Genomic DNA, 23,062 nt, shown 5'->3' with positions numbered 1-23,062 from the left:
GCCCATTTCCGGCGGCACGGCCGCTCCGGTGGTGAAGCGCGGCCTCCCACCCCCTAACGGCCCACAAAAAACCCGCATAGTCCGGCTTTGGGGTTTCCACCCCCGCGGTCCTGTGGTCCCATGGGACATACCGTCGAGACAACGCGCGGCAGGCCACGTCCTGGAGTCAGTGAATTGGGCAAGAATTCCGTGCCCGGCAACCGCAAGCCGGACCAGCGCAGCCTTTCCCCAGTGGCCCGTGCCGTCGCCGCTGCCGGTGTCCTGGCGGCATCCGTTTATGCCGTAAATCTTTCCGCCGGCTCCGGGGAGCGGCCGCAGTTTGCGCGGTCGGTTTCCGAAGCAGGGACCACCCCCGGTGCGGCTGCCATGGACGGAATTTTCGGAACCATAAGCGGTCACGAACCGGACAGCGCACCTGCTTCGTCCACGGCAGACCAGGTGGGTGCCGCGCCCCTTCCACCCGCCATCCTTTCCAGCCCCCAGGCCGCGTTGGCGTTCCCGCGCACGGCAATCGGCGGCGCCAACCAGGGTACAGCGGCAGCCCTGACTGTTGGCCCTGCGGGCGCGGGCAGGCCGTTGGCCGGATTCCTGATGGCACCCCTGCAACGCCTGTATCCGAGTTCGCCGTTCGGTTTCCGGGTGAGCCCGATCAGTGGGTCGGCGGGGGACTTCCATCTGGGACAGGATTACGCAGCGCCGTGCGGGACACCGGTTTACGCAGCTGATTCCGGCGTCGTGCGGGCAGCCGGCTGGCACCCCTGGGGAGGGGGCAACCGGATAGAGATTGACCACGGCGACGGGCTCATCACTACCTACAACCATCTGGAATCGATCGGCGTACGCACCGGCGACCAGGTACGGGTGGGGCAGGCCATCGCCCGCGTAGGCACCACCGGATGGTCCACGGGCTGCCACCTGCATTTTGAAGCCGTCCTGAACGGCCGTTACACCAACCCCCTGAGATGGACATTCCTCCAGCTCCGGGCGGTGAACCAGTCTTTCCCGGCTGACATGGTTTCCTATGCGCCGGGCACGGGGTTGTCCGGCGGCCGGATCAGCTGGACCATTCCCCTCCAGGTCGATCCGGGTGATGGACTCCCCGCAGCCGGCCTGCAGGCTTCGCCCTTCCCGCCGCTCCCGGTCCCGGGGCCGGGGTCGTCGCCGTCGCCGTCCCAACCGACGGGCGTTGTGCTGCCGCCACCCGACGTGCAATTGACGACGACGGCCCCGCCAACTGCGGAACCGGCGGGCAGTGCCGCGCCGCCGCCGTCCGATCCGGCAAGCCCGCCGCCGTCGCCTACGGATCCTGCGACGACTGACCCGGCAAGCCTTTCACCGTCGCCCACGTCGCCGACGGATCCTGCGCCGTCTGATCCTGCGACGACTGATCCTGTAAGCCCGCCGCCGTCGCCTACGCCCGTCCAGCCCGAACCCGCGCCGACGGAACCCGCGCCGACGGAACCTGCGCCGTCTGATCCTGTAAGCCCGCCGCCGTCGCCTACGCCCGTCCAGCCCGAACCCGCGCCGACGGAACCCGCGCCGACGGAACCTGCGCCGTCTGATCCTGTAAGCCCGCCGCCGTCGCCTACGCCCGTCCAGCCCGAACCCGCCTCCGTGGGGCCGGCACCTTTCGAACCGGCCCCTGCGCCCGTCGCTGTTGAGCCCGTTCCTGTGCCAGTTCCCGTTGAACCTGCCCCGGCACCGGCGCCTGTTGACCCGGCCCCCATCACCACCACGCCTTCACCCGAGCCAACCGTTCCAGCCGCGGAACCCACCCCGGCGCCAACTCCCACCGTGACCGAGCCATCCGCAACGGCACCCCCGCCCTAGAAATTTTCTCCTCCGGACCCGTACGGTCCGCCGCCGGCAACGAATTCCCTGCATGAGCAATTTCCTGCTGTCGCGCAGCCCGCGACCCCTCTATCCCATCCCGCTGATCCTGAACGACGGCACCAGGACACATTTCGGCCAGTTCAAAGGGAAGGTGGTTTTGGTGGTCAACGTGGCCTCGAACTGCGGCTTCACGCGGCAGTACGCCGCGCTGGAAGCGCTGTACGGGAAGTTCCGCGACCGCGGGTTCGAGGTCCTGGGGGTTCCGTGCAACCAGTTCGCGGGGCAGGAGCCGGGAACCGACAGCGACATCGCGGACTTCTGCGAACGGAATTTCGGTGTCACGTTCACCCTGACGGCCAAAGCCGAGGTCCGCGGCCGCAACCAGCACCTGCTCTATTCAGAGCTCACCAAGTTCAAGACCGGGCTGCTGCCGGGGCTGGTGAAGTGGAATTTTGAGAAGTTCCTGGTCAACCGCGAGGGGGACGTGGTGGCCCGGTTCGCCCCTACGGTCGAACCAGACTCGGAAGAGGTGACGGGCGCCATCGAACACGCACTGGGATAAACGGGCAGCGGGCCGAATGCGGCCGGCAAAAGCGCAGTTCTTTTAACTTTTTCCACATCAGCCACGGCGATTTACCCCATGTTTGCCAAATGTCTGATTGGATAAATATTACTGAAGGGTACAAGGGAAGAACGGCTTCCCACCAACCATAGAGGTAGCAATGGAGCACATCGAGGCCGAACACCCCCGGCCACGCCACTTCCTACTCCACCTGAGCGATCCCCACCTGTTGGGAGGTCCGGAACCCCTCTACGGAATCGTCGACAGCGAAGCCAGGCTTGCCCAGCTGTTCGACGAAGTCAAAGCGTCCGGGGCCCGGCCTGAGGCTGTCATCTTCACCGGTGACCTCGCCGACAAGGGTGACGCTGAGGCCTATGTAAAGCTGAGGGCCATCGTTGAGCCCGCCTGCAAGGAACTCGGGGCCCAGGTCATCTGGGCCATGGGAAACCATGACGACCGCGCCAACTTCCGCCGGGGGCTGCTGGACCAGCCCGGCAGTGACGAACCAGTGGACCACAGTTACTTCATCAATGGCCTGCGAGTCATTACCCTGGACACCACTGTGCCCGGGTTCCACCACGGCGAACTGAGCCCGGCGCAGCTGGAGTGGCTGGCCCGCCAGCTGGAAACCCCTGCTCCGGACGGAACCATCCTTGCGATGCACCACCCCCCGGTCCCGTCGGTGCTGGACCTTTCGGTACTCGTGGAACTGCGCGACCAGGCTTCGCTGGCGGCGGTGGTGCGCAATTCGGACGTCCGCACCATCCTGGCCGGACACCTGCACTACTCCACCACCGCGAGCTTTGCGGGCGTTCCTGTCTCGGTCGCTTCGGCCTCGTGCTACACCCAGGACCTGAACGTCCCTGTGGGTGGAACGCGTGGCCAGGACGGCGGCCAGGCGTTCAACCTGGTACACGTGTACGAACACACCATTGTGCACTCCGTGGTGCCCATGGGCAGTGCGCCCACGGTGGGCGAATATGTCTCCCCGGAAGAGACGGCCCGGAGGCTGCAGGCTGCAGGGGTCCGGATTCCGGAGACCACCAAGCGCGGCAGCACCAAGCTGGGCGCACCCAGCCGGCGCTAACACGGTTGCTCCGGCCGGCCCGGCTACCGGACCGGCCGGAGCGATGCGTGCGGCCTACTTTTCCCAGGGCGCCCTGATAGGAAAGTACCGTTCCAGGAAGTCGGTCACCACTTCAGCCCGCTCGTCCGCGCTGACCTCAGGAAAGCTGCCGTCGTTCAGGCAGAAGAAATCCATGTTCCGTTTGGCCAGCAGCTTGGGCAGGTACTTCAGGCCCGAGCGCATGGTGGTGTCCACGTAACGCACCTTGGCCGCCGTCTGCGTGACGGCCCGGCCCGTAAGCAGGGCGTAATAGTGGTAGAAGGAGTTAGTCACGGAGATGTTGTCCGCTGCCCGGAATCGGCTGGCAGCGGTCTTGCGGAACTCTTCCGGGAATTCCTCCTCCATCTGGTCCACGACGCTGCGCCGCAGCGGGGCGGCCGTGTGCTCGAGGTGCCGGGTGGTGATCCGTCCGAACCGGTTCCACAGGAGTTTGCGGTTTACCCGGGCGGCGTTTTCGAACCCGCTGCGTTCGGCGTCGTTCTCGCCCAGGCCGATCCTTGTTTCAGCCTCGATGAACTTGGTGATGCCTCCGGGGGTGAAGAACATGTCCGGGCCCACCGGCCGGCCGAAGAACATGTCGTCGTTGGAGTAGAGGAAGTGCTCGGACAGCCCTTCGATGTTGTGCAGCTGGCATTCCACGGCCTGCGAGTTGTGCGTTGGCAGCACCGAGGGATCGGAGAAGAACTCCTCGCTGCGGACTATCGTGACGGACGGGTGGTCCGCCAGCCAGGCAGGCGCGGGGGAGTCCGTGGCGATGAAGATGCGCCGGATCCACGGTGCAAACATGTACACGGACCGCAGCGCGTACTTGAGTTCGTTGATCTGCCGGAACCGGGCCTCGTGGTCGTCGCCTTCGCCCAGGACATGTCCTTTTTGCTGGGCGCGGCGGGCCGCGATGTATTCGGGTGAGCTGCCGTCCACCCAGGAGAACACGATGTCGATGTCGAAACTGATGTCGCTGGCGTGGTCGGCGAACATGTTCTCGATGGTGGGCCAGGTGTGGCCGTACCGTTCCACGGTGCCGCGGACCGCATCCTGGCGCAGCAGCGTCCGGCGGGTCAGCGAGTTCTCGATGGGGAGGATCAGCTGCTCGCCCTCAAAGGCCCACAGCTCGATCTGGACGCCGGCTGAGGCGCCGAACTCAAAGCCGCCCACCGGTTCCACCCGCGGCCGGTAGAGGCGGAAGATGCGTCCCTGCCGGTTGGGCGAGAGCTCTCCGTCCGCCACCAGGACGGAAGTCTTCTTCTTGGCGTCCACGGTCATCGAGTAGAAGGGTTCGTCCCGGCAGGCATCCACCAGGGCGGCCCGGAGCTTCTTCCGGTCCTTCCAGTCCAGGGCCACCACTGGCCTGTCGTTGTTGCCGCGGACCAGGAGGTACGAAAGGCCGGCGTTGGCCAGGACGTTGCGCAGGAACAGCAGGTCTTCCACCATGGCCTGGTACGGAGTCCTGGTGTCGTTGATCAGGGCGTAGCGGCCCTTGTGCCGGATGACGTCGGGTCGGTGCTTGAGGCGTTGCTCAGCCGCTGCCGATGTGATTTCGGCGTGAAATTGTTCTTCCACGGACGCTTGGGCGCCGTAGTAAACCTCGTCCTGGACCGGTGCTTCTGTAATGGTGGTCTCCGTGCTGGTGGTGGTGGGCATTCTTACCTGCATGATAGTCCTGCCCGGGTAACGGAAGGTTTCCGGGTAACTTGGCGGCCGGCAAGCCGCTTGTCCGCCCGGCAGCGGCTCAGGCGCCCAGCGCGTCGCGCCATGAGTGCAGGAAGGCTCCGCCGGCGTCGTCGTGGATCACTGTGTCCTCCAGCCCCAGGTCCGCTGCCGTCAGTACCGGATACGGCTTGCTGGGAATGCCGTCCGCCGGGCGCACGTCGACGTGCTTCACGGGGTGGTCGTTGTGGTGCAGCCAGTCCGCCATGGCGTAATCGGTGCGGGAATCGCCCACGGTCCGCCACGCCTGGGGCGTAATGCCCTGCGCTGCGAGGAGTTCCACCGCGCGGCTGGCGCCCAGGTCCTTGCCCAGCCGCACCGACTCAATGTCCGTGGAAATAATGGTGGGATCCACCCGGTAGTCCACCTCGTCGTCGGAATTTGGTGCGTGGTGGTCGAGCCGGACAACACCCAGCCCGTGCCGTGCCATGAGCTCCACGGCCTCGGCATCAAACAGTTTCTGCTCGGCCAGGTAGCCGGCGCTGGGCACGTTGATGTGCTGCTCCACGGACACCATGGCGCGCTTGGTCTCGTCAAAGAACATGTGGGCGGCATAGTCCTCCGCCACGAGCCGGCGGATGTCATCCCCGTACGCTGCCGGAACGGCGAGTTCCCGGTCCACGTGGATGGGGCCGGGGCCGGCGGACGTATAGCTGAACCAGACCGCGCCCTTTTCGCAGATGGCATGGATGACGGTTCCCGCCGGAATGCCGGCCGCGATCATGGGTTCCATGACCTGCTCGCGGATAAAGGCGTCGGAACGGCCGGTATTGAAGATGACCGGGATGCCGGCAGCCGCGAGGGCCACCAGGTCAAGGACGATGCCGGGCTTGACGTCACGTGTCACCGGGCTGGCCACCGGGCCGTCCACGTCCAGCAGGAGGGCCAGTGGCGGCGCCGCCGGCTGGCTGGTTCCGGGCGCGGACACGGCAGGGGACTCGGAGACTGTCATGGGTCCATTCTGTCAGCAGGACCGGGGCCATTTCGTGCCCCCGGCGCCGGGGGCGCGTGGCAGATGGTCACTGTTTGGCTACAACCTGCCGCGCGCCAGCCCTGCCACTTTCGCTGGGGCACAGGGGTGCCTACTGTTGCATGGTGATATTCAAAGCTGTGGGCGAGGGCCGCCCTTACCCCGACCATGGTTACAGCACCCCCAAGCAGTGGGCGTCGCTGCCGCCGCGGCCGGTCCGGCTGGATGAACTGGTGACCACCAAGCGCACCCTGGACCTGGAAGCGCTGCTGGCGGAAGACTCAACATTTTTCGGCGACCTGTTCCCGCACGTCGTGCAGTACCGGGGGACCCTTTACCTGGAGGACGGCCTCCACAGGGCGGTGCGGACCGCCCTGCACCAGCGCACCGCGATCCATGCCCGGGTCCTGGTGCTTGATGGCTAGCAAACGGCCAAAGGATCCGAGCGTCCTGCACGGCCACCACGTCGTTACCGGCCCTGAACTGCGGGCCGCCATGGAGGCGGCGAGGGACGCCGACGAAACCGCCCGGGTCCGGCGCCGAGTCCTGCACGGGGTGGTGCTGGTCCTGCTGATCGGCGTGATCGCCGCGGCCATCATCCTTGCCCTGGCCATCATCAACGGCCGGCTGCAGCTGCCCTCCGCGGAGCCCGCCCCGAGCCCGGTGTCATCCTGCCCGCCTTCGATCTACGACTACGTTCCGGCGGACAAGGTCAACCTCAACGTCTACAACTCCACCAGCCGGCCAGGCCTTGCCCGGTCCGTCGCGGACGAATTCCTTGCACGCAAGTTCGTCGTGGGGAACGTGTCAAACATCAACGCCGGCTACCGGGGCGTGGCCGCCGTGGTGTCGGGTGCAGCAGGGCATGCGGCGGCATTCACGGTCCAGCGCCATGTGCCTGGCTCGGACTACTTCCAGGACGGAAGGACCGATGCCAGCGTGGACGTGATCCTGGCACAGGACTACAAGGCACTGACACCGGCGGACCTGGTGGACCAGACCCCCGGCAAGCTCAGTTGCCCGAGGGAAAGCCGGCGTATCGCGGACACGGACAAGCTGCCCGTGATGCCCGCCGCCGCTCCGACCCGCTGACCGCAGCCAGCCGGAAACAGCGGGCCGGACTCAGCGGGCCACCACCGGAAGCTGGGCCACCTTCACCGGGCGCCCGTCGTCGTCGAACCGTGCGCCGGCGCCCAGCTGGATGAACCGGACGGTCCTGGCCACACGCGCTTCCAGCTCAGCCGGCTCGTCACTGCCCCGCGCCGCGCTGGACGACAACGTGCCCAGGATCAGCTGGGACTGCTGGCCCACGTCCGCCACCGGCAGGTACCCCTGGTCCATGCCGTCGCGCAGGATGCCCTGCAGCAGGACGCTGAGCTCGCCCACATGGTCGGAGAGCTTGGCAAAGGACGACGGCGACAGCACCGCCCCCATGGCAGGACCCGGCGGGAGGTGGCGTCGGCTGAGGTCAACCACCTGGGCACGGACGTACAGGGCCAGCCGTTCTACCGGGTTTGCAATCCGGTCCAGCGATTCGCGCAGTTCGGAGAGGAACTTCTCGGTCTCGTCAAGGGCGTAGGAGATCAGGAGTTCTTCGATATCGGCGTAGTAGTTATAGACAGCCGTGCGGCCCACGCCTGCGTGCCGCGCCACGTCCGTCATGGTCAGTCCCGGAAGGCCGTGAGTGAAGAGAAGCTCGCCAAAAGCGGTGAGGATACGTCGCTGGGTGTCCGCGCGTTGTTCGGCATTGCTCGCCGCTGAAATCCTGGGCATACAGACACTTTACCGCGATGTGTCAGTAAAAAGCGCTAAACGGCGCACCCGTCAGGTCCGCAGGCCTCAGCCTCGGAGGAATTGACCAGGACCAGGGGGTTGGCGTCCTGCCATGCCTGGGTGAGGGCAGCGGTGAACGTCTCAGTGGGCTGGGCGCCGGACAACCCGAACTTGCGGTCGATCACGAAGAACGGGACCCCGCTGATGCCCAGGCCCCGGGCCTCCCCGAAGTCGAACCGGACCTCGTCCGAGTACTTGTCCGTGGTGAACAGTTCCTCCACCTCACCTGCCGGCAGGCCGAGATCGTTGCCCAGGGACGTCAGGTACTCCCGGCTCCCGATGTCCTTGCCGTGCTCGAAGTGGTCGCTGAGGAGGCGTTCCTTGGCAGCGTCCTGGCTGCCGTGGGCTGCCGCAAGGTGGATCAGGCGGTGGGCGGTGAAGCTGTTGGCCACCACCACCTGGTCGAACCGGTAGTCAAGGCCCTCGCCCTTTGCCTGCTGGGCCACATGTTCGAACATCTGCGACACCTGCTGGGCGGGCATGCCCTTCCGGCTGCTCAGGTATTCCAGTTCGGTTCCGTCATAATGCTCCGGCAGTGTGGGATCCAGCTGGTAGCTGCGCCACACCACGTCCACAGCAGCGCGGTGGGGGAACGCAGCAAGCGCAGCCTCAAACCGGCGCTTGCCGATGAAACACCACGGGCAGGCAACATCTGACCAGATCTCAATCTTCATGCCTTGCACAACCCGGCTGCCGTTGCCGCCATTCCGGGGCGTGCCGTGAGATGGGGCACATTCAGCCCTTGTGGCCGGGGCGATCCTGGGCAATAGTCGGAGTTAGGCGAAGCAGACGCCCTACAAAAATAAAACACCGCGGGACCTCCATGTCCCGCGACGGAATATGCCTGGCGGCTGGGGAGCGCGGGCCTCGTTTCCCTGGAGGCCAAGTATGCGAATTGGACTTATTGCCGGACCCTGGATTCCCATTCCTCCGCTGACATACGGCGGCATCGAAAGGGTTGTGGATACCTTGGCGCGGGGCTTTGCGGCCGCCGGGCACGACGTACTGCTCGCGGCTCCTACCGAAAGCACCTGTCCCGTTCCGCTGCTGCCGGGCATGCGGCCGGCGGTCCGGGATGAGCTTGGCTCGACGATGTCCGAACTCAGCCATGTGATCCGGGCCTACCAGGGGCTGCAGGACGTGGATATCATTCACGACCATACGCTTGCGGGCCCGCTCTACGCCCACCGGCCCGCCAAGGTACCGGTGGTCACCACCATCCACGGTCCTCTCCACAAGGAGGCGGAAGACCTCTACCGTGCCATGGCCCGGGATGTGGCAATTGTTGCAATCTCCCGGGACCAGGCCTCACACGCTCCGGAAGTCCCCGTCACCCAGGTAATCCACCACGGCATGGACGTTTCCGCGGTCCCGGTAGGCAGTGGCCGTGGCGGGTATCTCTGCTTCGTTGGGCGCGCCTCCCACGACAAAGGGCTGCTTGAAGCAATCACCCTCGCCCGGGACGTAGGCATGCACTTGAAGATCGCCGTCAAGATGCGGGAACCGGACGAGATCCGCTACTTCCGCGAGGTCATCGAACCGATGCTGGGCCCCAACGAGGATTTTGTGGGGGAAGTGGACGACGCCACCAAATACCGCATGATGGGCGAAGCCACGGCCTTCCTGAACCCCATCCAGTGGTCCGAGCCGTTTGGGCTGGTGATGATCGAGGCGTTGGCCACCGGAACTCCCGTGATCGGCACAAGGATCGGCTCAGCCCCTGAGATCGTGGAACACGGCCGCACGGGCTTCCTTGGAAAGACCGGGGAACTGCAGGGCTTCGTTGAGGCAGCCGCCGGGCTCAGCAGGGAGCGCTGCCGGGCATCAGTGGAGGACCGGTTCAGTGCCCACCGGATGGTGGCGCAGCACCTCAGGCTCTTCGATGACCTGCTGGCGGGGAGATTGCCGGGAGGGGTTCCGGTTACCCCGCCGGTGCACCAGAATCGTTAAGGGGGCGGGCGGGCGTTGGGCTCCCCGGCAGCATCCAGCCTGAGAAGGGAGTCCTTCCATGACCGCCTGGAACGAAGACAATGAGGCCTCCGGCTCCGATGTTGGTGCCGTCACCGTACTGGAAGGCTCTTCGTTTTGCATCTCGGCCGGTACCGGCGACATCAGCGCCGACGGCAGCACAAACGGCGCGTTCTACCAGGACACCCGGATCGTTTCGGGCTGGGTGCTGCGGATCAACGGCTCGCGGCGCGAACCGCTGTCAGCCCAGAAGGCCCAGCCGTTCGAAGCAACCTTCGTGGGCCGTGCAACGTGGCCCGGAGGCCGGTTCGACAGTCCGCTGGTGGTCCGCCAGGTCCGCCACATCGGACCGGGCCTGCAGGACGACATCATCCTGGAGAATTACGCGGCGGAACCCGTTGAATGCGCCATCGAGCTGCTGGTGGACGCGGACCAGGCCGACCTCTTCGAAGTGAAAGGCGGCCGCACAACAGGCCCCGATGACACCACCCGCGCCGTGGTGGATGGAAAGCTCATCATCGAAGCATCCCGGCACGGCCAGCAGCGTGGCTCCGCCATCGGGGCCAAGGATGCGGAGGTGGGCACGGATGGGCTCCGGTTCAACGTCACCGTTCCGGCCCGCGGCAAATGGAGTACCAGCGTCATCGTGGTGCCGCTGGTCAATGGGGAAGCCCCGGAAAAGCCCTTCACCGAAGGCCAGCTCCCGCACCACCGCGAGGGCGTGCAGCGCCACTTGGCGTGGGAGGAGAACGTTCCGCGGATCAGCATCGAGGACACCAGCTTCCAGAATGTGCTCAATCGCAGCCAAAGCGACCTTGGTGCACTACGGATCTTCGATGCCCGCCATCCCAACCGCGCCGCGGTCGCGGCGGGGGCTCCCTGGTTCATGGCGCTGTTCGGTCGGGACTCGCTGCTGACGTCCTACATGAGCATGATGGTCAACCCCAATCTCGCCCTGGGCACGCTGCAGACCCTGGCCGGGATCCAAGGGAAGAAAGTGGACGTGGATTCCGAGGAGGAACCCGGACGCATCCCGCACGAGGTCCGGCTGGGCGTTACTGCCGGCCTGTCGCTGGGCGGCACGGCGTACTATGGCACGGCGGATGCCACACCGCTTTTCGTCGCAACCCTGGGCGAGCTGAGCCGGTGGGGGCTTTCCCGGGACGCGATCCAGCCACTGCTGGCCCACGCCGACCGCGCCCTGGAATGGATCGAAAAATACGGCGACCGTGACGGCGACGGCTTCGTGGAGTACCTCCGGCCCAATGACCACGGCCTGGTCAACCAGGGCTGGAAGGACTCCTGGGATGGCATCAACTTCGCGGACGGGACCATCGCTGAAGCCCCCATCGCGCTCTGCGAGGTCCAGGCCTACGTCTATGCGGCCTACCTGGGCAGGTCGCTGCTGGCCCACTGGACAGGGGATCCTGACCTGGAAAAGCACTGGGCCGACAAGGCTGCAGCCTTCAAGGAGGAGTTCAACAGGAAGTTCTGGCTGCCGGACAAGGGGTACTTTGCGGTGGCACTTGATAAGGACAAACGGCATGTCGACGCGCTGACGTCCAACATCGGCCACTGCCTGTGGACGGGCATCGTGGACGAGGACAAAGCCGCGTCCGTCATGGAAAACCTGATGTCCCCGCAGATGTTCACGGGCTGGGGCATCCGCACGCTGGCCTCCGACATGGGTGCCTACAATCCCGTCAGCTACCACAACGGCTCTGTGTGGCCGCACGATACCGCGCTGGTGGCCACTGGGCTGATGCGCTACGGGTTCGTGGACGAGGCCAAACGGGTGGCACTGGGCATCCTCGATGCTGCCCGGCATTTTGATAGCCGGCTGCCGGAATTGTTCTGTGGGTTCGACCGCGGCGAGTTTCCGGGCCCTGTTCCGTATCCCACCGCATGCTCACCCCAGGCGTGGGCGGCGGCGGCGCCCGTTCAGCTCGCCAGGATCCTGCTGCGCTTCGACCCCGTCTTCACCCGCAGGGTGGTGCACCTGGCGCCGATCCTGCCGGGGTCAGTGGGAACCTTCCGGGCCGAAAATGTCCTGTTGGATACCAGCCGGGTCACCATCACCGCCACGGGAACAACGGGCGCCATCGACGGACTCCCGCCGGGGCTGAAGCTCCTGACGGAGCCCCGCCCGCCACTGGCCTACCCACCGGACGGAGCCCCCGCCAACTCCCGCGTCCCGGGCATCCAGCAGGCCAGCAGCTGAAGCGTTCAGGGCAGGGCGCGTTCCAGCACGAAGTCGTGCTCCACGGTGCTGCCCAGCCGGAACGATTTGGTGCCCACCTTCCGGAAGCCGGATTTCTCGTAGAAGCGGATGGCGCGGGCGTTCTGGCTGTTCACGCCCAGCCACGCCCCGGCGCCCCCGGTGGCAGCCGCGGCCTGGAGGCTGGCGTGCATCAGTTCAGCAGCCGCGCCCAGGCCGTGGTATTCGGGGTGGACGTAGCACTTGCTGATCTCCACGGAGGGCAGCAGTGCCAATGCGGAGGCTACGTCCGGGTCTGCGGCCGGCCTGTCCACCAGGAGGCTGTAGCCGGTGAGCCGCCTGTCGGCGTCGATGACCAGGATGGTGACATCCGGGTCCTCGAGGTAGCCCGTGAAGTGTTCCTCGCTGAGCGTGTTGGCCAAGTGGGCGGCAATGTCGGCAGGTGAGGACGACGGCGGGCAGGCCAGCGGAAAGGTGACGGCCGCCAAGTCGGCGAGCGGGCCGGCGTCGTCCGCTGTTGCCCTGCGGATGATGTGGGTCATGTGGTGTCCCTCCACGTCAGGGGGTGATGGTTCGGACGGGGGAGCCGGCAAGCCAGGCGGTGATGTCCTCGAGGGCGCCGCCATAGAACTGCCGGTAGCTTTCCTGGGTGACGTAGCCCAGGTGGGGCGAAAGCACGGTGTTCGGCGCGGCGAGGAGCGGGTGCCCGGCCTGCAGGGGTTCCTGGTCGAAGACGTCCAGGGCGGCGCCGCGGATCCACCCCTCGTTCAATGCCTTGATGAGCGCGTCCTGGTCTACCAGGGGTCCGCGGGCGGTGTTGACCAGGAGGCCTTCGGGGCCCAGCAGCTTCAGCTCGGCCTCACCCACGATGTTCTCCGACCGCGGGGAGAGCCGCAGGTGGAGCGTTGCGACGTCGGCCACCGTGAAGAGTTCCTCCTTTGACACCAGCCGGGCGCCGGCTTCCGCTGCGGAGTCCGCAGTGAGGTTCTGGCTCCAGGCCACCACATCCATGCCGAACGCTTGCCCGTAGGCCGCAATCCGCCGGCCGATCTTGCCCAGGCCCACGATGCCCAGGGTCTTCCCGGCAAGTTCGACGCCTACCGTTGACTGCCAGGCACCTGCCCGCAGCGAGCTTTCCTCGGTGGGAAGGTGCCGGGCAATGGCCAGCAGGAGGGCCCAGGTGAGTTCCGGCGCTGCCGTAGGTGAGCCGGGCGTGCCACAGACCGTCACCCCGTGTTCGGCGGCGGCTGCCACGTCGATCGCGGCGTTGGCCATTCCGGTAGTGACCAGCAGTTCCAGCGCCGGCAGCTCCTCGAAGACTTCCCGGGGGAACGCGGTCCGCTCGCGCATGGCGATCACCATGGTGGTGTCCGCCAATGCCGAAACCAAGGCATCCCGCGACGTGAAAGGTTCACGGTAGGTGGTCACGGTGACACCCGACGCCTCCAAAGCCGCGAAGTCGGCGAAGCCGTGGGCCACGTCCTGGTAGTCATCGAGGATGGCAAGGCGGTGCGTCATCGGGAGTCCTTCGCAGTGTCCTACGTCCTGGGTCACGCTTATCGTATGGCAGGGGCCGGTCCACAGGGTGCGTGAAGCCCCGGCAGTGCAGGAGCGTGATAGCAATGGGAGTGATGAATCCACGCCTATTCCCGATTTTGTCCCTGTGAGCGGCCCCGCCCTGTCCCGCATCCCGAAAAGCTGGGTCCTGCTGGCCTGCATCGGCCTGCTGGCCCTGAACCTCCGCGGCCCCATCGTTTCCGTGGCACCCCTGGTGGACCTCATGCAGGCGGAACTGCACTTTTCGCCGGTCATGCTGGGGCTGCTGACCAGCATCCCGGTGCTGTGCTTTTCGCTCGCCGCTCCGCTGGCGTCCCTGGCGGCGCGGAAGTTCGGTGCGGAGTTCGCGGTGACGCTGACCATCGTGGGGGTGCTGGCCGGCGTGCTGCTCCGTTCCGCGGGAGGGCCGGCGCTGGTGGTGGCCGGCACGGTGGTCATCGGCGTGGCCATTACGGTGGGCAACATTGCGGTTCCTTTGATCATCCGCCGGGATTTTGCGCCGCGGCGGCAGGGGACCGCGATGGGCATCTATACCGCAGCCCTGAACATCGGATCCTTCCTGACCTCGGTGGCCATGGCCCCGCTGGCGGCCGTGACCGGGTGGCGGCTGGCCCTAGCCGCGGTGGCTGTGTTGGCCGTGGCCGCGGTGGTGGTGTGGGTGCTGGCCGTGGGTCCCCGCACCGCGTTCCTGGTCTCGGCCGAAGACGGCGCGGACGCCCCGCGGGCCCCCGTGAGCCGTTCCGGGTGGATCACGGTGGGGCTCACCGCGGGCTTCGGGGGCCAGGCCTTCTCCTACTACGGCGTCACGGCATGGCTGCCCAGCTACCTGCACGACGAACTGGGCATGAATGCCGCGCAGGCCGGCGCCGCGTCCTCGATCTTCCAGATCCTGGCCATCGTGGGCGGCCTCGGCGTGCCTTTTGCGGCCAAGTACATGAGTACGACGGCGGTGGCGGTCACCCTTAGTGCCCTGTGGCTTGCCGTTCCGGTGGGGCTGCTTTTCCTGCCGCAACTGTGGTGGCTGTGGTCCACCTCCGGCGGCATCGCACAGGGCGGCGGCATCACGCTGATCTTCATTGCCGTCATCAAGCTGGCCCGGGACCAGGCCGCTGCGGGCCGGATGTCCGCCACCGTCCAGGGGCTGGGCTACTGCCTCGCAGCCGTGGCCCCGCCGCTGCTGGGATTTGTCCACGACAGCTCTGGATCCTGGACGCCGGCCCTGCTGGTCATCCTGGGTTCGGTACTGGCCTTCTTCGTCGGAACCACGCTCTCCGTGCGGAAGGTGCCGAAGGGCCGCTGAGGCGACCCGCCGCCGTCGGACGTTCCGTCACCCCCGACGCCCGCTCACTTCTTGCACTAAACGGTGAAACGCCCGCTCACTTCTTGCACCAAATGGCGGAACGCCCGATCACTTTCTTTGGGAAAGTGATCGGGCGTTTCGGGTTTTCCTGCAGTAAGTGAGCGGGGGTGTGAGGGGTGTTCCGTTGCCGGGCCGGCGCCCCGGATTTCGGGGGGCCTGTTGCGAAGGGCGTGCCGGCCCGGCAAACGGAGGTTTGGTTACGCCGCGGCGAGCTCCTCGACGGTGGCCTTTTCGCGGGCCTCGGTCAGGTAGCGGGCGTAGGCGGGGAGGGTGAGGAACGAAGGGAACTCACGGCTGAGCGTGACTTCCTCGAAGATGTCGCGGGCGTCCTCGAACCGGTCGCCGTCGAAGCGCTCCAGCCGGGCGAACTCCTCGTCCAGGAGTTCCTCCACCCACTCGTGGCTGACGATCTCGCCCTGGTCGGTGATGGCCCGGGCGTAGATCCACTGCCACAGCTGGGAGCGGGAGATCTCCGCGGTGGCGGCGTCCTCCATGAGGTTATGGATGGCCACCGCACCGTTGCCCCGGAGCCAGGATTCGATGTAGCGGATGCCCACTTCGATGTTGTTCCGGATGCCCTGCTCGGTGATGGTGCCGGTGGTCGCGGCAACGTCGATCAGGGCACGGTCGTCCGGCGTGACGTCTTCGCGGAGCCGGTCCAGCTGGTTCGGCTTGGTGCCCAGGACGCCGTCGAACACCTCGCGGCACACGGGGACCAGGTCCGGGTGTGCCACCCAGGAGCCGTCGAAGCCGTCGTTGGCCTCGCGGGTCTTGTCTGCGCGGACCTTTTCGAGGGCGTTGGCGTTGGCTTCGGGGTCCTTGCGGTTGGGTACGGCTGCAGCCATGCCGCCGATGGCCATGGCGCCGCGCTTGTGGCAGGCCCGGACCAGCTGTTCGGTGTAGGCGCGCATGAACGGCTGGGTCATGGTCACCTGGCCGCGGTCCGGGAGGACGAAGCGGGGGCCGCGGGTGCGGAAGTTCTTGATCAGGGAGAAGATGTAGTCCCAGCGGCCGGCGTTCAGGCCTGCGGCGTGGTCGCGGAGTTCGTAGAGGATCTCCTCCATTTCGAACGCTGCGGTGATGGTTTCGATCAGTACGGTGGCGCGGATGGTGCCCTGGGGGATGCCGAGCAGGTCCTGCGCCAGGATGAAGATATCGTTCCAGAGCCGGGCTTCTAGGTGGTTCTCGATCTTGGGCAGGTAGAAGTACGGGCCCTTGCCCTGGGCGAGGAGGCGTCGGGCGTTGTGGAAGAAGAACAGTCCGAAGTCCACGATGCCGCCGGCGATGGGCTGGCCGTCGATGAGCATGTGCTTTTCCGGCAGGTGCCAGCCGCGGGGGCGGACCACGATGGTGGGCAGGTCGCCGGCCGGGCGGAGTTTGTACTCCTTGCCTTCTTCGGTGGTGAAGTCGATCCGGCGCTCCAGGGCGTCGGTGAGGTTCAGCTGGCCCTTGATGACGTTCCGCCACGTGGGGGTGGAGGAATCTTCCATGTCGGCGAGCCACACCTTGGCACCGGAGTTCAAGGCGTTGATGGTCATTTTCTTGTCCACCGGGCCCGTGATTTCCACGCGGCGGTCCTCCAGGCCCGGGGCGGGGGGAGCGACCCGCCAGGACGGATCATTCCGGATGTGCTCGGTTTCCCGCAGGAACCGCGGGTCCGCTCCGGCGGCGATGTCAGCCCGCCGGGTGCGCCGCGCCTGGAGCAGTTCCTGCCGGCGGTCGGCGGTGGCCCGGTGCAGCTTCGCGATGAACGACAGGGCGTCCGGCGTCAGCACCTCGTCCTGCCGGCAGATGGGCTGTGCGGTCAGGGTGATGCCATTGATGGTGAAGCTATCAGTGAAGCTGTTCATCTCAGTCTCCTTAAAGACGAAAGGGAAGTTCGACGGCGGGAAGCGGCAGGGCGGCGACTGAGGCACGACGCCGGTCCGAAGGCCGGAGGCGACACCCGCCGTCGTAAGTTGTTAGTGGAACTGGCCCTCTTCGGTGGATCCCACGAGGGCGAGGGTCGACGCGTTCGGGTTGAGCGCCGTGGAGATGGTGTCGAAGTAGCCGGTGCCGACTTCGCGCTGGTGCTTGGTTGCGGTGTAGCCGCGGGACTCGGAGGCGAATTCCTTTTCCTGGAGTTCGACGTAGGCGCTCATGCCTTCACGGGCGTAGCCGTGGGCGAGGTCGAACATCGAGTAGTTCAGGGCGTGGAAGCCGGCCAGGGTGATGAACTGGAAGGTGAAGCCCATGGCGCCGAGTTCGCGCTGGAACTTGGCGATGGTGGCGTCGTCCAGGTGCTTGCGCCAGTTGAAGGACGGCGAGCAGTTGTAGGAGAGCATCTGGTCCGGGAACTCGGCCTTGACGGACTCCGCGAACTTGCGTGCCAGTTCCAGGTCCGGGGTTCCCGTTTCCATCCAGATGAGGTCGGAATAGGGGGCGTAGGCCTTGGCGCGGGCGATGCAGGGTTCGATGCCGTTGCGGACCTTGTAGAAGCCCTCGGCGGTGCGCTCGCCGGTGATGAATTCCTGGTCGCGCTCGTCGACGTCGGAGGTGATCAGGGTGGCGGCCTCGGCGTCGGTGCGGGCAATGACGACCGTGGGGGTGCCTGCGACATCTGCTGCCAGGCGGGCGGCGTTCAGGGTGCGGACGTGCTGCTGGGTGGGGATCAGGACCTTGCCGCCAAGGTGGCCGCACTTCTTCTCCGACGCGAGCTGGTCTTCCCAGTGAACACCTGCTGCGCCGGCCTGGATCATGGATTTCATGAGTTCGTAGGCGTTCAGCGGACCGCCGAAGCCGGCCTCGGCGTCGGCAACAATCGGGACCAGCCAGTCCTCGACCGTCTGGATCCCCTCGGAGAACTCGATCTGGTCTGCGCGGAGCAGGGCGTTGTTGATGCGGCGGACCACGGTGGGGACGGAGTTGGCCGGGTAGAGCGACTGGTCCGGGTAGGTGTGGCCGGAGTTGTTGGCGTCGGCCGCGACCTGCCAGCCGGAAAGGTAGATGGCGCGCAGGCCCGCCTTGACCTGCTGCACTGCCTGGTTGCCGGTGAGGGCGCCCAGGGCGTTGGTGTAGCCGCCGGTCTTGTGCTCCTCGGTGAGCTGCTTCCACAGCTTTTCCGAGCCGCGGCGGGCCAGCGTCTGCTCTTCGGTGACGCGGCCGCGGAGGCGGACGACGTCGGAGGCTGAGTAGTCCCGGGTCACACCTTCCCAGCGGGGGTTGGCGGCCCACTCGAGCTCCAGGGCGGCGGCCTGCTCTTCGGGCGTCTGCTGGGTGGGCTCAAATGCTGCAGTCATCGTTGATCTCCTTGATTGAGCTCCGGACGGAGTAGGTGGGAACCGCTTCGTTGAGGTTCCCACCGGCTTATCCGGTGCGGTGTTTCTTTCCGTGACAACTACTTTTCAGCACTTTCAACCCCCTTTCTAGATGGAAAGTCTGGAAAGAAATGCACTTCTTCACGTATTCTTCATAAATGTCGCCTTCAAGCTGGAACAGGGACGTTTCCCAGCCACCGTCAGCCGCCGCAGCGGAACTTGACGTCATTGCGCTGGGCCGCCGCGTCCGCCATCTCCGCAAACAAGCCGGGCTCACGCTCGATGACCTGGGTGCCGCCGTCGGGACCGCTCCCAGCCAGCTGAGCCTGGTCGAGAACGGCAAGCGGGAGCCCAAGCTGACGCTGCTCCAGCACTTGGCAGCGGCGCTGAATGTCAGCATCGACCAGTTGCTCGGGGCCGAGCCGCCCAGCCGCCGCGCCGCCTTGGAAATCGAGCTGGAGCGCTACCAGCGCGGGCCGCTGTACGAGTCGTTGGACCTGCCCAAAATCCGCATCAGTTCGCGGCTTCCGCTGGATGTGCTGGAGGCCCAGGTCGGACTGCTGCACGAGCTGGAACGGAAGATGAACGAGCAGGTCGCCACCCCGGAGGAAGCCCGCCGCGCCAACGGCGAACTGCGGGCCATGATGCGGGAGCGCGGCAACTATTTCCCTGAGTACGAGGCAGAGGCGCAGAAGGTCCTCAAGGAGGTTGGTTACACCGCAGGTCCGCTGAGCCAGCACGTCATCGCGGACATCGCCGAGCATCTCGGTTTCACCCTGCATCACGTGGGGGATTTGCCGCATTCCACCCGTTCCGTGACGGATTTGAAGAACCGCAAAATTTACCTGACGCAGAGCCAGCGGCAGGACCACGACCCACGCTCGGTGCTGCTTCAGGCCCTGGGCCACTATGTCCTGGGCCATGAAACGCCCAAGAACTACGGTGACTTCCTGGCCCAGCGGGTAGCCACCAACTACTTCGCCGCCGCCCTGCTCCTGCCCGAGCAGGCAACCGTCGAATTTCTGCAAAAAGCCAAAGCAGCGAAGGAAATCGCCGTCGAGGACATCCGGGACGCGTTCGCCGTGTCCTATGAGACCGCCGCGCACCGGTTTACCAACCTGGCCACCAAGCACCTCGGCATCACGACGCACTTCCAGAAGACCCACCAGAGCGGCATCATCTACAAGGCGTACGAGAACGACGGCGTGAACTTCCCGCAGGACCACACCGGCGCCATCGAGGGCCAGCCGTCGTGCAAGGCCTGGACGTCGCGGGCGGTGTTCGACGTCCCGGACAAGTTCAGCGCCTACAGCCAGTACACTGACACGCCGTCCGGCACGTACTGGTGCACGGCCCGCACCGAGCGGTCCGCCAGCGGGGAGTTTTCCCTGAGTATCGGGGTGCCGTACCAGCACGTGAAGTGGTTCCGCGGGCGGGAAACCACGGCCAGGGAGACGTCCAACTGCCCGGATCCGAACTGCTGCAAACGGCCGCCCGCCGAACTGGCCAACCAGTGGGCCGGGAACGCGTGGCCCTCGGCGCGGGCCCACTCGCACCTGCTGGCAGCCATGCCCCCAGGCGCCTTCCCTGGAGTGGACGAAACCGAGGTGTACAGCTTCCTGCAGGCCCACTCCGGGAGCTGAACAACGCCCCATCACTTTCTGCGGGTTTCTTCCTGACGCCCCATCAGCTCCTGCCGGTTTCTTCCTGACGCCCCATCACCTTCTGCGGGTTTTGGGGTTGCCCGCAAATCGTGGACAGTTGATCAGGCGGCTTGTGCCGGCTGAGGTTGTGCTGTGGAGAGCAGTAGCTCGTGCTCCACAGGAGTGTTGAAGCCCAGAGCTGAGTGCAATCGGACGCGGTTGTAGAACTCCTCGATCCAGCGCCCCGTGGCCATGATCGCGTCGTGCCTGGTTGCCCAGCGGCGGCGGTCGTAAAACTCGGTCTTGAGCGTGGACCAGAACGATTCTTGCATCGCGTTATCCCAGCACACGCCGGTTCTGCCAACGGATTGGAGAATGCCCAGCTTGTCGTAGACGTCGTTTAGTTGGGCGCAGGTGTACTGGGCGTATTCAACCGGTCGAAGCAACAGTTGCTATTGGGACTGAGCTTAGCTGGTCCGCGAAGGCTTCCGCTGGAGTGCGCCATCCTAAGACGCCGCGCGGCCGGTTGTTGATGATGTCGGCGACAGCTTGGATCTCTGGAGTGCTCCAGCGAGAGATGTCGGTGCCTTTCGGGAAGTACTGCCGAAGTAGCCCGTTGAGATGTTCATTGCTCCCGCGCTGCCACGGGCTCTTCGCATCGGCAAAATAGACCGGCAACCCGATTTCCTGCGTCAGAAGGGCGTGCGCGGACATCTCCTTCCCACGGTCCCACGTCAGGGAGCGGCGCAGATCCGCCGGCAGCACCTCGAAGGTCCGGACGAGTGCGTTCTTCATCGTGACCGCCCCGTAGCCAGCCAATGCAGGCCCATTCTTTGTCGGCTTGACCAGGCCGTAACCCTTCTGCCGAGGCAGATGAACGAGCATGGCGAAACGCGTCGTGCGGTCGATCAGAGTCGCGATCGCTGACCGGTTGAGACCGATGATGAGATCTCCTTCCCAGTGGCCTGCGACTTTCCGCTCGTCGGCTTCGGCGGGTCTCTTCTTCAAGGTTGTGGCGTCGGTGACATGCGCCCAGGCTTGCTGACGTGTTCGCGCTCTTGGTGTGCGTTTCGTGCGCCCCCGGCGCAGGTGCCACGCCTGCTGCCTGGTCAGTCCGCCCCGGCCCGGAACGTAAAGGGCTTGGTAGATCGCTTCGTGCGAGATCCGCATCGTTGGATCATCCGGGAACTCGACCGGCAGACGTTTCGCGATCTGCTGAGGGCTCCACCCCCTCACCCATTCGCGGTCCTCCCTATGCGGTTTGTTCTTCCCGTCCCAGACCGGGCCGACCGGCCCCAAACGTTCTCCTCCGCCGGCTCTGACGTGTCCGCTGAGCTTGTCGTTGACGTAATCGCGGAGGCCCTCGTTCGTGATCAGCTTCGCGGTCTTTGGACGGCGGGCTCGTCGTTCGGCATGCCACTGCGCCGTCGAGGCCTTGTAGTCCAAGCGGTACGTTCTCGTCGACGCGTTCCGACGCAGCTCCCGCGAGATCGTAGAGGGGCTTCGCCCCAGCCGGCGAGCGATCTCCCGCACCCCGCAGTCTTGCGCACGCCACAGTGCGATGTCCTCACGGTCGTTCGAGGACAGATACCGCCCGGACAGTGTCGGGGCCAGCTGAGGATTCACACCGCCAGCGTGCAGGAACCAGCGATGCGCCACCGGTTCTGACACGCCTGCCGCAACGCCGGCGTCCCGGGTCTTCGCACCAGAGGCGATCGCGACCCAGAACCGCACCCTGTCCTCGCGCCAAGCCACCGACGGCCGACCCGGCGAAGGGATCTGCCCCCTATACGCCCGTACCTGCTTCTGACGATTGCGAACCGACATCCAACACCTCCGTGACCAGGTGTTGCTTCGACCGGTTGAATACGCCCTGGGTGCCGCGGTCGGCATGGAACACGACACCGGCCGGGCCGCCGCCGCGCAGGACGTAAGCCATGCGCAGCGCGCGTTCCACCAGGCTGGCCGTCTGGACCGAGTCCATCGCCCAGCCGATCACCCGCCGGGAGCAGGCGTCCCTGACAGCACACAAATACACCCAGCCCTCGCCGGTGCGAAGGTAAGTGATGTCCGAGATCCAGACCGCGTCCAAGGTCCCGGTATCCCACTTCCTGGCCACCAGATCCGGAATGGAGTGCACCCGGACCTCCCCGACCGGAGGCACCGGACGGAAACGGCGCGGCGAGATACCTTCCAAGCCTTGCCGGCGCATGGACGCCGCAACGGTCTTCCGGTCAACAGCGGTCCCATTCCGGGCCAACTCCGCGCGGATCCGGGGCGCCCCATACGTCCCGCATGACTTCGCATGCGCCTTTCGGACCTTCACATCCAGATCCGCCCGCTCCGCGGCGCGAACCGTGGCTTCTGAATGGACTCGTTGGCGCCAGGCATAGAACCCGGACCGGGACACCCGTAAGAGCCGGGCCATCCGCTGGACGGGATAGTTGGCCTTCTCGGCCTCCATCAGTTCGAAGCATTCCGATTCTGCTGCTTGGAGGCGAAGAAGGCTGCGGCTTTTCCCAAGAACTCGTTATCCATCCGCAACTGCGCATTTTCCCGGCGCAAACGCTCCAGCTCCGACTTCTCCGTCTCGGCCGCCGCGAACTCCTCCGGAGCCGCCAAACGCGCCCTCTCCTGAGCCACCCACCGGCCAAGCAACTGCTCACCCAGACCCAGTTCGCGGGCCACCGGCGCGACCGGCCTGCCCGTATCAATCACCAGACGCGCAGCCTCCCGCCGATACTCAGGAGTGAATTTACGTCGTGTCGTGCTCACAAGAACACCTTCCCGCAGAATCCCAGGATCCCGCTACTTCAGGTGTCCACCAACAGAGGCTAACCCCAGTTTCTTGCTGACGCCCCATCACCTTCTGCGGGTTTCTTCCTGACGCCCCATCACTTTCTGGGCGAAAGTGATGGGGCGTTTTGGTTTGTGGGGCAGGAGGTGATGGGGCGTTTGGGTTAAGGCGGCAAAAGGTGATGGGGCGTTT

General features: G+C 65.8%; 18 protein-coding genes and 3 pseudogenes. 9 read left to right on the top strand and 12 right to left on the bottom strand.

Going from position 1 to position 23,062, the window contains the following annotated elements:
• Nucleotides 1–120: 120 nt before the first annotated feature.
• Nucleotides 121–897, top strand: a pseudogene (locus NIBR502771_RS21180) (M23 family metallopeptidase); the annotation flags it as partial.
• Nucleotides 898–1,019: 122 nt separating this feature from the next.
• Here NIBR502771_RS21180 and NIBR502771_RS20900 read toward each other — a convergent pair.
• The gene (locus NIBR502771_RS20900) at nucleotides 1,020–1,775 is read right to left on the bottom strand and encodes a hypothetical protein (protein ID WP_246839928.1); all 756 of its coding nucleotides are present in this window, start codon (nucleotides 1,773–1,775) and stop codon (nucleotides 1,020–1,022) included.
• A 107-nt stretch (nucleotides 1,776–1,882) separates the two neighbouring features.
• Here NIBR502771_RS20900 and NIBR502771_RS01905 point away from each other — a divergent pair, with 107 nt between their 5' ends.
• A complete protein-coding gene (locus NIBR502771_RS01905) occupies nucleotides 1,883–2,395 on the top strand; it encodes a glutathione peroxidase (RefSeq protein WP_141158223.1) in 513 nt (170 codons plus the stop codon).
• A gap of 160 nt (nucleotides 2,396–2,555) precedes the next feature.
• Nucleotides 2,556–3,482 carry a phosphodiesterase gene (locus NIBR502771_RS01900; protein ID WP_141158222.1) on the top strand — a complete coding sequence of 309 codons (927 nt, stop codon included), beginning with the start codon at nucleotides 2,556–2,558 and terminating at the stop codon, nucleotides 3,480–3,482.
• 54 nt (nucleotides 3,483–3,536) lie between these two features.
• Here NIBR502771_RS01900 and NIBR502771_RS01895 read toward each other — a convergent pair whose 3' ends face one another.
• Nucleotides 3,537–5,174, bottom strand: a complete 1,638-nt coding sequence (locus tag NIBR502771_RS01895; RefSeq protein WP_141158221.1) for a stealth family protein — start codon at nucleotides 5,172–5,174, stop codon at nucleotides 3,537–3,539.
• 76 nt (nucleotides 5,175–5,250) lie between these two features.
• Nucleotides 5,251–6,180: a hypothetical protein gene (locus tag NIBR502771_RS01890; RefSeq protein ID WP_141158220.1), complete on the bottom strand. Its 930-nt coding sequence runs from the start codon at nucleotides 6,178–6,180 to the stop codon at nucleotides 5,251–5,253.
• Nucleotides 6,181–6,323: 143 nt separating this feature from the next.
• Between NIBR502771_RS01890 and NIBR502771_RS01885 the strand changes: the two genes are divergently transcribed.
• Nucleotides 6,324–6,623 (top strand): type II toxin-antitoxin system VapB family antitoxin, encoded by a 300-nt coding sequence (locus tag NIBR502771_RS01885; RefSeq protein WP_210411385.1) that lies wholly within the window; start codon nucleotides 6,324–6,326, stop codon nucleotides 6,621–6,623.
• Nucleotides 6,616–7,290 carry a LytR C-terminal domain-containing protein gene (locus NIBR502771_RS01880; protein WP_141158218.1) on the top strand — a complete coding sequence of 225 codons (675 nt, stop codon included), beginning with the start codon at nucleotides 6,616–6,618 and terminating at the stop codon, nucleotides 7,288–7,290. The genes NIBR502771_RS01885 and NIBR502771_RS01880 overlap by 8 nt, the downstream gene beginning before the upstream one ends.
• Nucleotides 7,291–7,320: 30 nt before the next feature.
• On the opposite strand, the gene NIBR502771_RS01875 is transcribed toward NIBR502771_RS01880, so the two are convergent.
• The gene (locus tag NIBR502771_RS01875; RefSeq protein WP_141158217.1) at nucleotides 7,321–7,971 is read right to left on the bottom strand and encodes a TetR/AcrR family transcriptional regulator; all 651 of its coding nucleotides are present in this window, start codon (nucleotides 7,969–7,971) and stop codon (nucleotides 7,321–7,323) included.
• A 35-nt stretch (nucleotides 7,972–8,006) separates the two neighbouring features.
• Nucleotides 8,007–8,705, bottom strand: coding sequence for a DsbA family oxidoreductase (locus NIBR502771_RS01870; RefSeq protein ID WP_141158216.1), 699 nt, complete (start codon nucleotides 8,703–8,705; stop codon nucleotides 8,007–8,009).
• A 214-nt stretch (nucleotides 8,706–8,919) separates the two neighbouring features.
• Between NIBR502771_RS01870 and NIBR502771_RS01865 the strand changes: the two genes are divergently transcribed.
• The gene (locus NIBR502771_RS01865) at nucleotides 8,920–9,981 is read left to right on the top strand and encodes a glycosyltransferase family 4 protein (RefSeq protein WP_141158215.1); all 1,062 of its coding nucleotides are present in this window, start codon (nucleotides 8,920–8,922) and stop codon (nucleotides 9,979–9,981) included.
• A gap of 58 nt (nucleotides 9,982–10,039) precedes the next feature.
• Entirely contained in the window at nucleotides 10,040–12,220 is a 2,181-nt protein-coding gene (locus tag NIBR502771_RS01860) for a glycogen debranching N-terminal domain-containing protein (RefSeq protein ID WP_141158214.1), read from the top strand.
• A gap of 5 nt (nucleotides 12,221–12,225) precedes the next feature.
• Here the strand turns inward: NIBR502771_RS01860 and NIBR502771_RS01855 are convergent, their stop codons facing one another.
• Both NIBR502771_RS01855 and NIBR502771_RS01850 read right to left on the bottom strand, forming a co-directional pair.
• Entirely contained in the window at nucleotides 12,226–12,759 is a 534-nt protein-coding gene (locus NIBR502771_RS01855; protein WP_141158213.1) for a GNAT family N-acetyltransferase, read from the bottom strand.
• 16 nt (nucleotides 12,760–12,775) lie between these two features.
• A complete protein-coding gene (locus NIBR502771_RS01850) occupies nucleotides 12,776–13,735 on the bottom strand; it encodes a D-2-hydroxyacid dehydrogenase family protein (protein WP_141158212.1) in 960 nt (319 codons plus the stop codon).
• A 145-nt stretch (nucleotides 13,736–13,880) separates the two neighbouring features.
• Here NIBR502771_RS01850 and NIBR502771_RS01845 point away from each other — a divergent pair, with 145 nt between their 5' ends.
• Nucleotides 13,881–15,074 carry a CynX/NimT family MFS transporter gene (locus NIBR502771_RS01845; RefSeq protein ID WP_141158211.1) on the top strand — a complete coding sequence of 398 codons (1,194 nt, stop codon included), beginning with the start codon at nucleotides 13,881–13,883 and terminating at the stop codon, nucleotides 15,072–15,074.
• A 257-nt stretch (nucleotides 15,075–15,331) separates the two neighbouring features.
• On the opposite strand, the gene aceB is transcribed toward NIBR502771_RS01845, so the two are convergent.
• Together aceB and aceA are read right to left on the bottom strand one after the other, a co-directional pair.
• Nucleotides 15,332–16,984, bottom strand: coding sequence for a malate synthase A (gene aceB, locus NIBR502771_RS01840; protein ID WP_141158210.1), 1,653 nt, complete (start codon nucleotides 16,982–16,984; stop codon nucleotides 15,332–15,334).
• 111 nt (nucleotides 16,985–17,095) lie between these two features.
• Entirely contained in the window at nucleotides 17,096–18,412 is a 1,317-nt protein-coding gene (gene aceA, locus NIBR502771_RS01835; protein WP_141158209.1) for an isocitrate lyase, read from the bottom strand.
• Between the two features lie 176 nt (nucleotides 18,413–18,588).
• Between aceA and NIBR502771_RS01830 the strand changes: the two genes are divergently transcribed.
• The gene (locus NIBR502771_RS01830) at nucleotides 18,589–20,073 is read left to right on the top strand and encodes a helix-turn-helix transcriptional regulator (RefSeq protein ID WP_141158208.1); all 1,485 of its coding nucleotides are present in this window, start codon (nucleotides 18,589–18,591) and stop codon (nucleotides 20,071–20,073) included.
• 122 nt (nucleotides 20,074–20,195) lie between these two features.
• Here NIBR502771_RS01830 and NIBR502771_RS01825 read toward each other — a convergent pair.
• The 3 genes and pseudogenes from NIBR502771_RS01825 to NIBR502771_RS20895 all read right to left on the bottom strand — a co-directional run.
• Nucleotides 20,196–20,498 (bottom strand): annotated as a pseudogene (locus tag NIBR502771_RS01825) (integrase core domain-containing protein); the annotation flags it as partial.
• Between the two features lie 4 nt (nucleotides 20,499–20,502).
• Nucleotides 20,503–21,900 carry an IS30 family transposase gene (locus NIBR502771_RS01820; protein ID WP_168225705.1) on the bottom strand — a complete coding sequence of 466 codons (1,398 nt, stop codon included), beginning with the start codon at nucleotides 21,898–21,900 and terminating at the stop codon, nucleotides 20,503–20,505.
• Nucleotides 21,896–22,848, bottom strand: a pseudogene (locus NIBR502771_RS20895) (IS3 family transposase); the annotation flags it as partial. The gene NIBR502771_RS01820 and the pseudogene NIBR502771_RS20895, both read right to left, overlap by 5 nt.
• Nucleotides 22,849–23,062: the final 214 nt, after the last annotated feature.

The sequence above is a fragment of the Pseudarthrobacter sp. NIBRBAC000502771 genome (genome assembly GCF_006517215.1).
GTDB classification, from domain to species: Bacteria; Actinomycetota; Actinomycetes; order Actinomycetales; family Micrococcaceae; genus Arthrobacter; species Arthrobacter niigatensis.
Note: the sequence above shows the minus strand (reverse complement) of the source record. Positions and strands in the feature narration are given on the sequence as shown.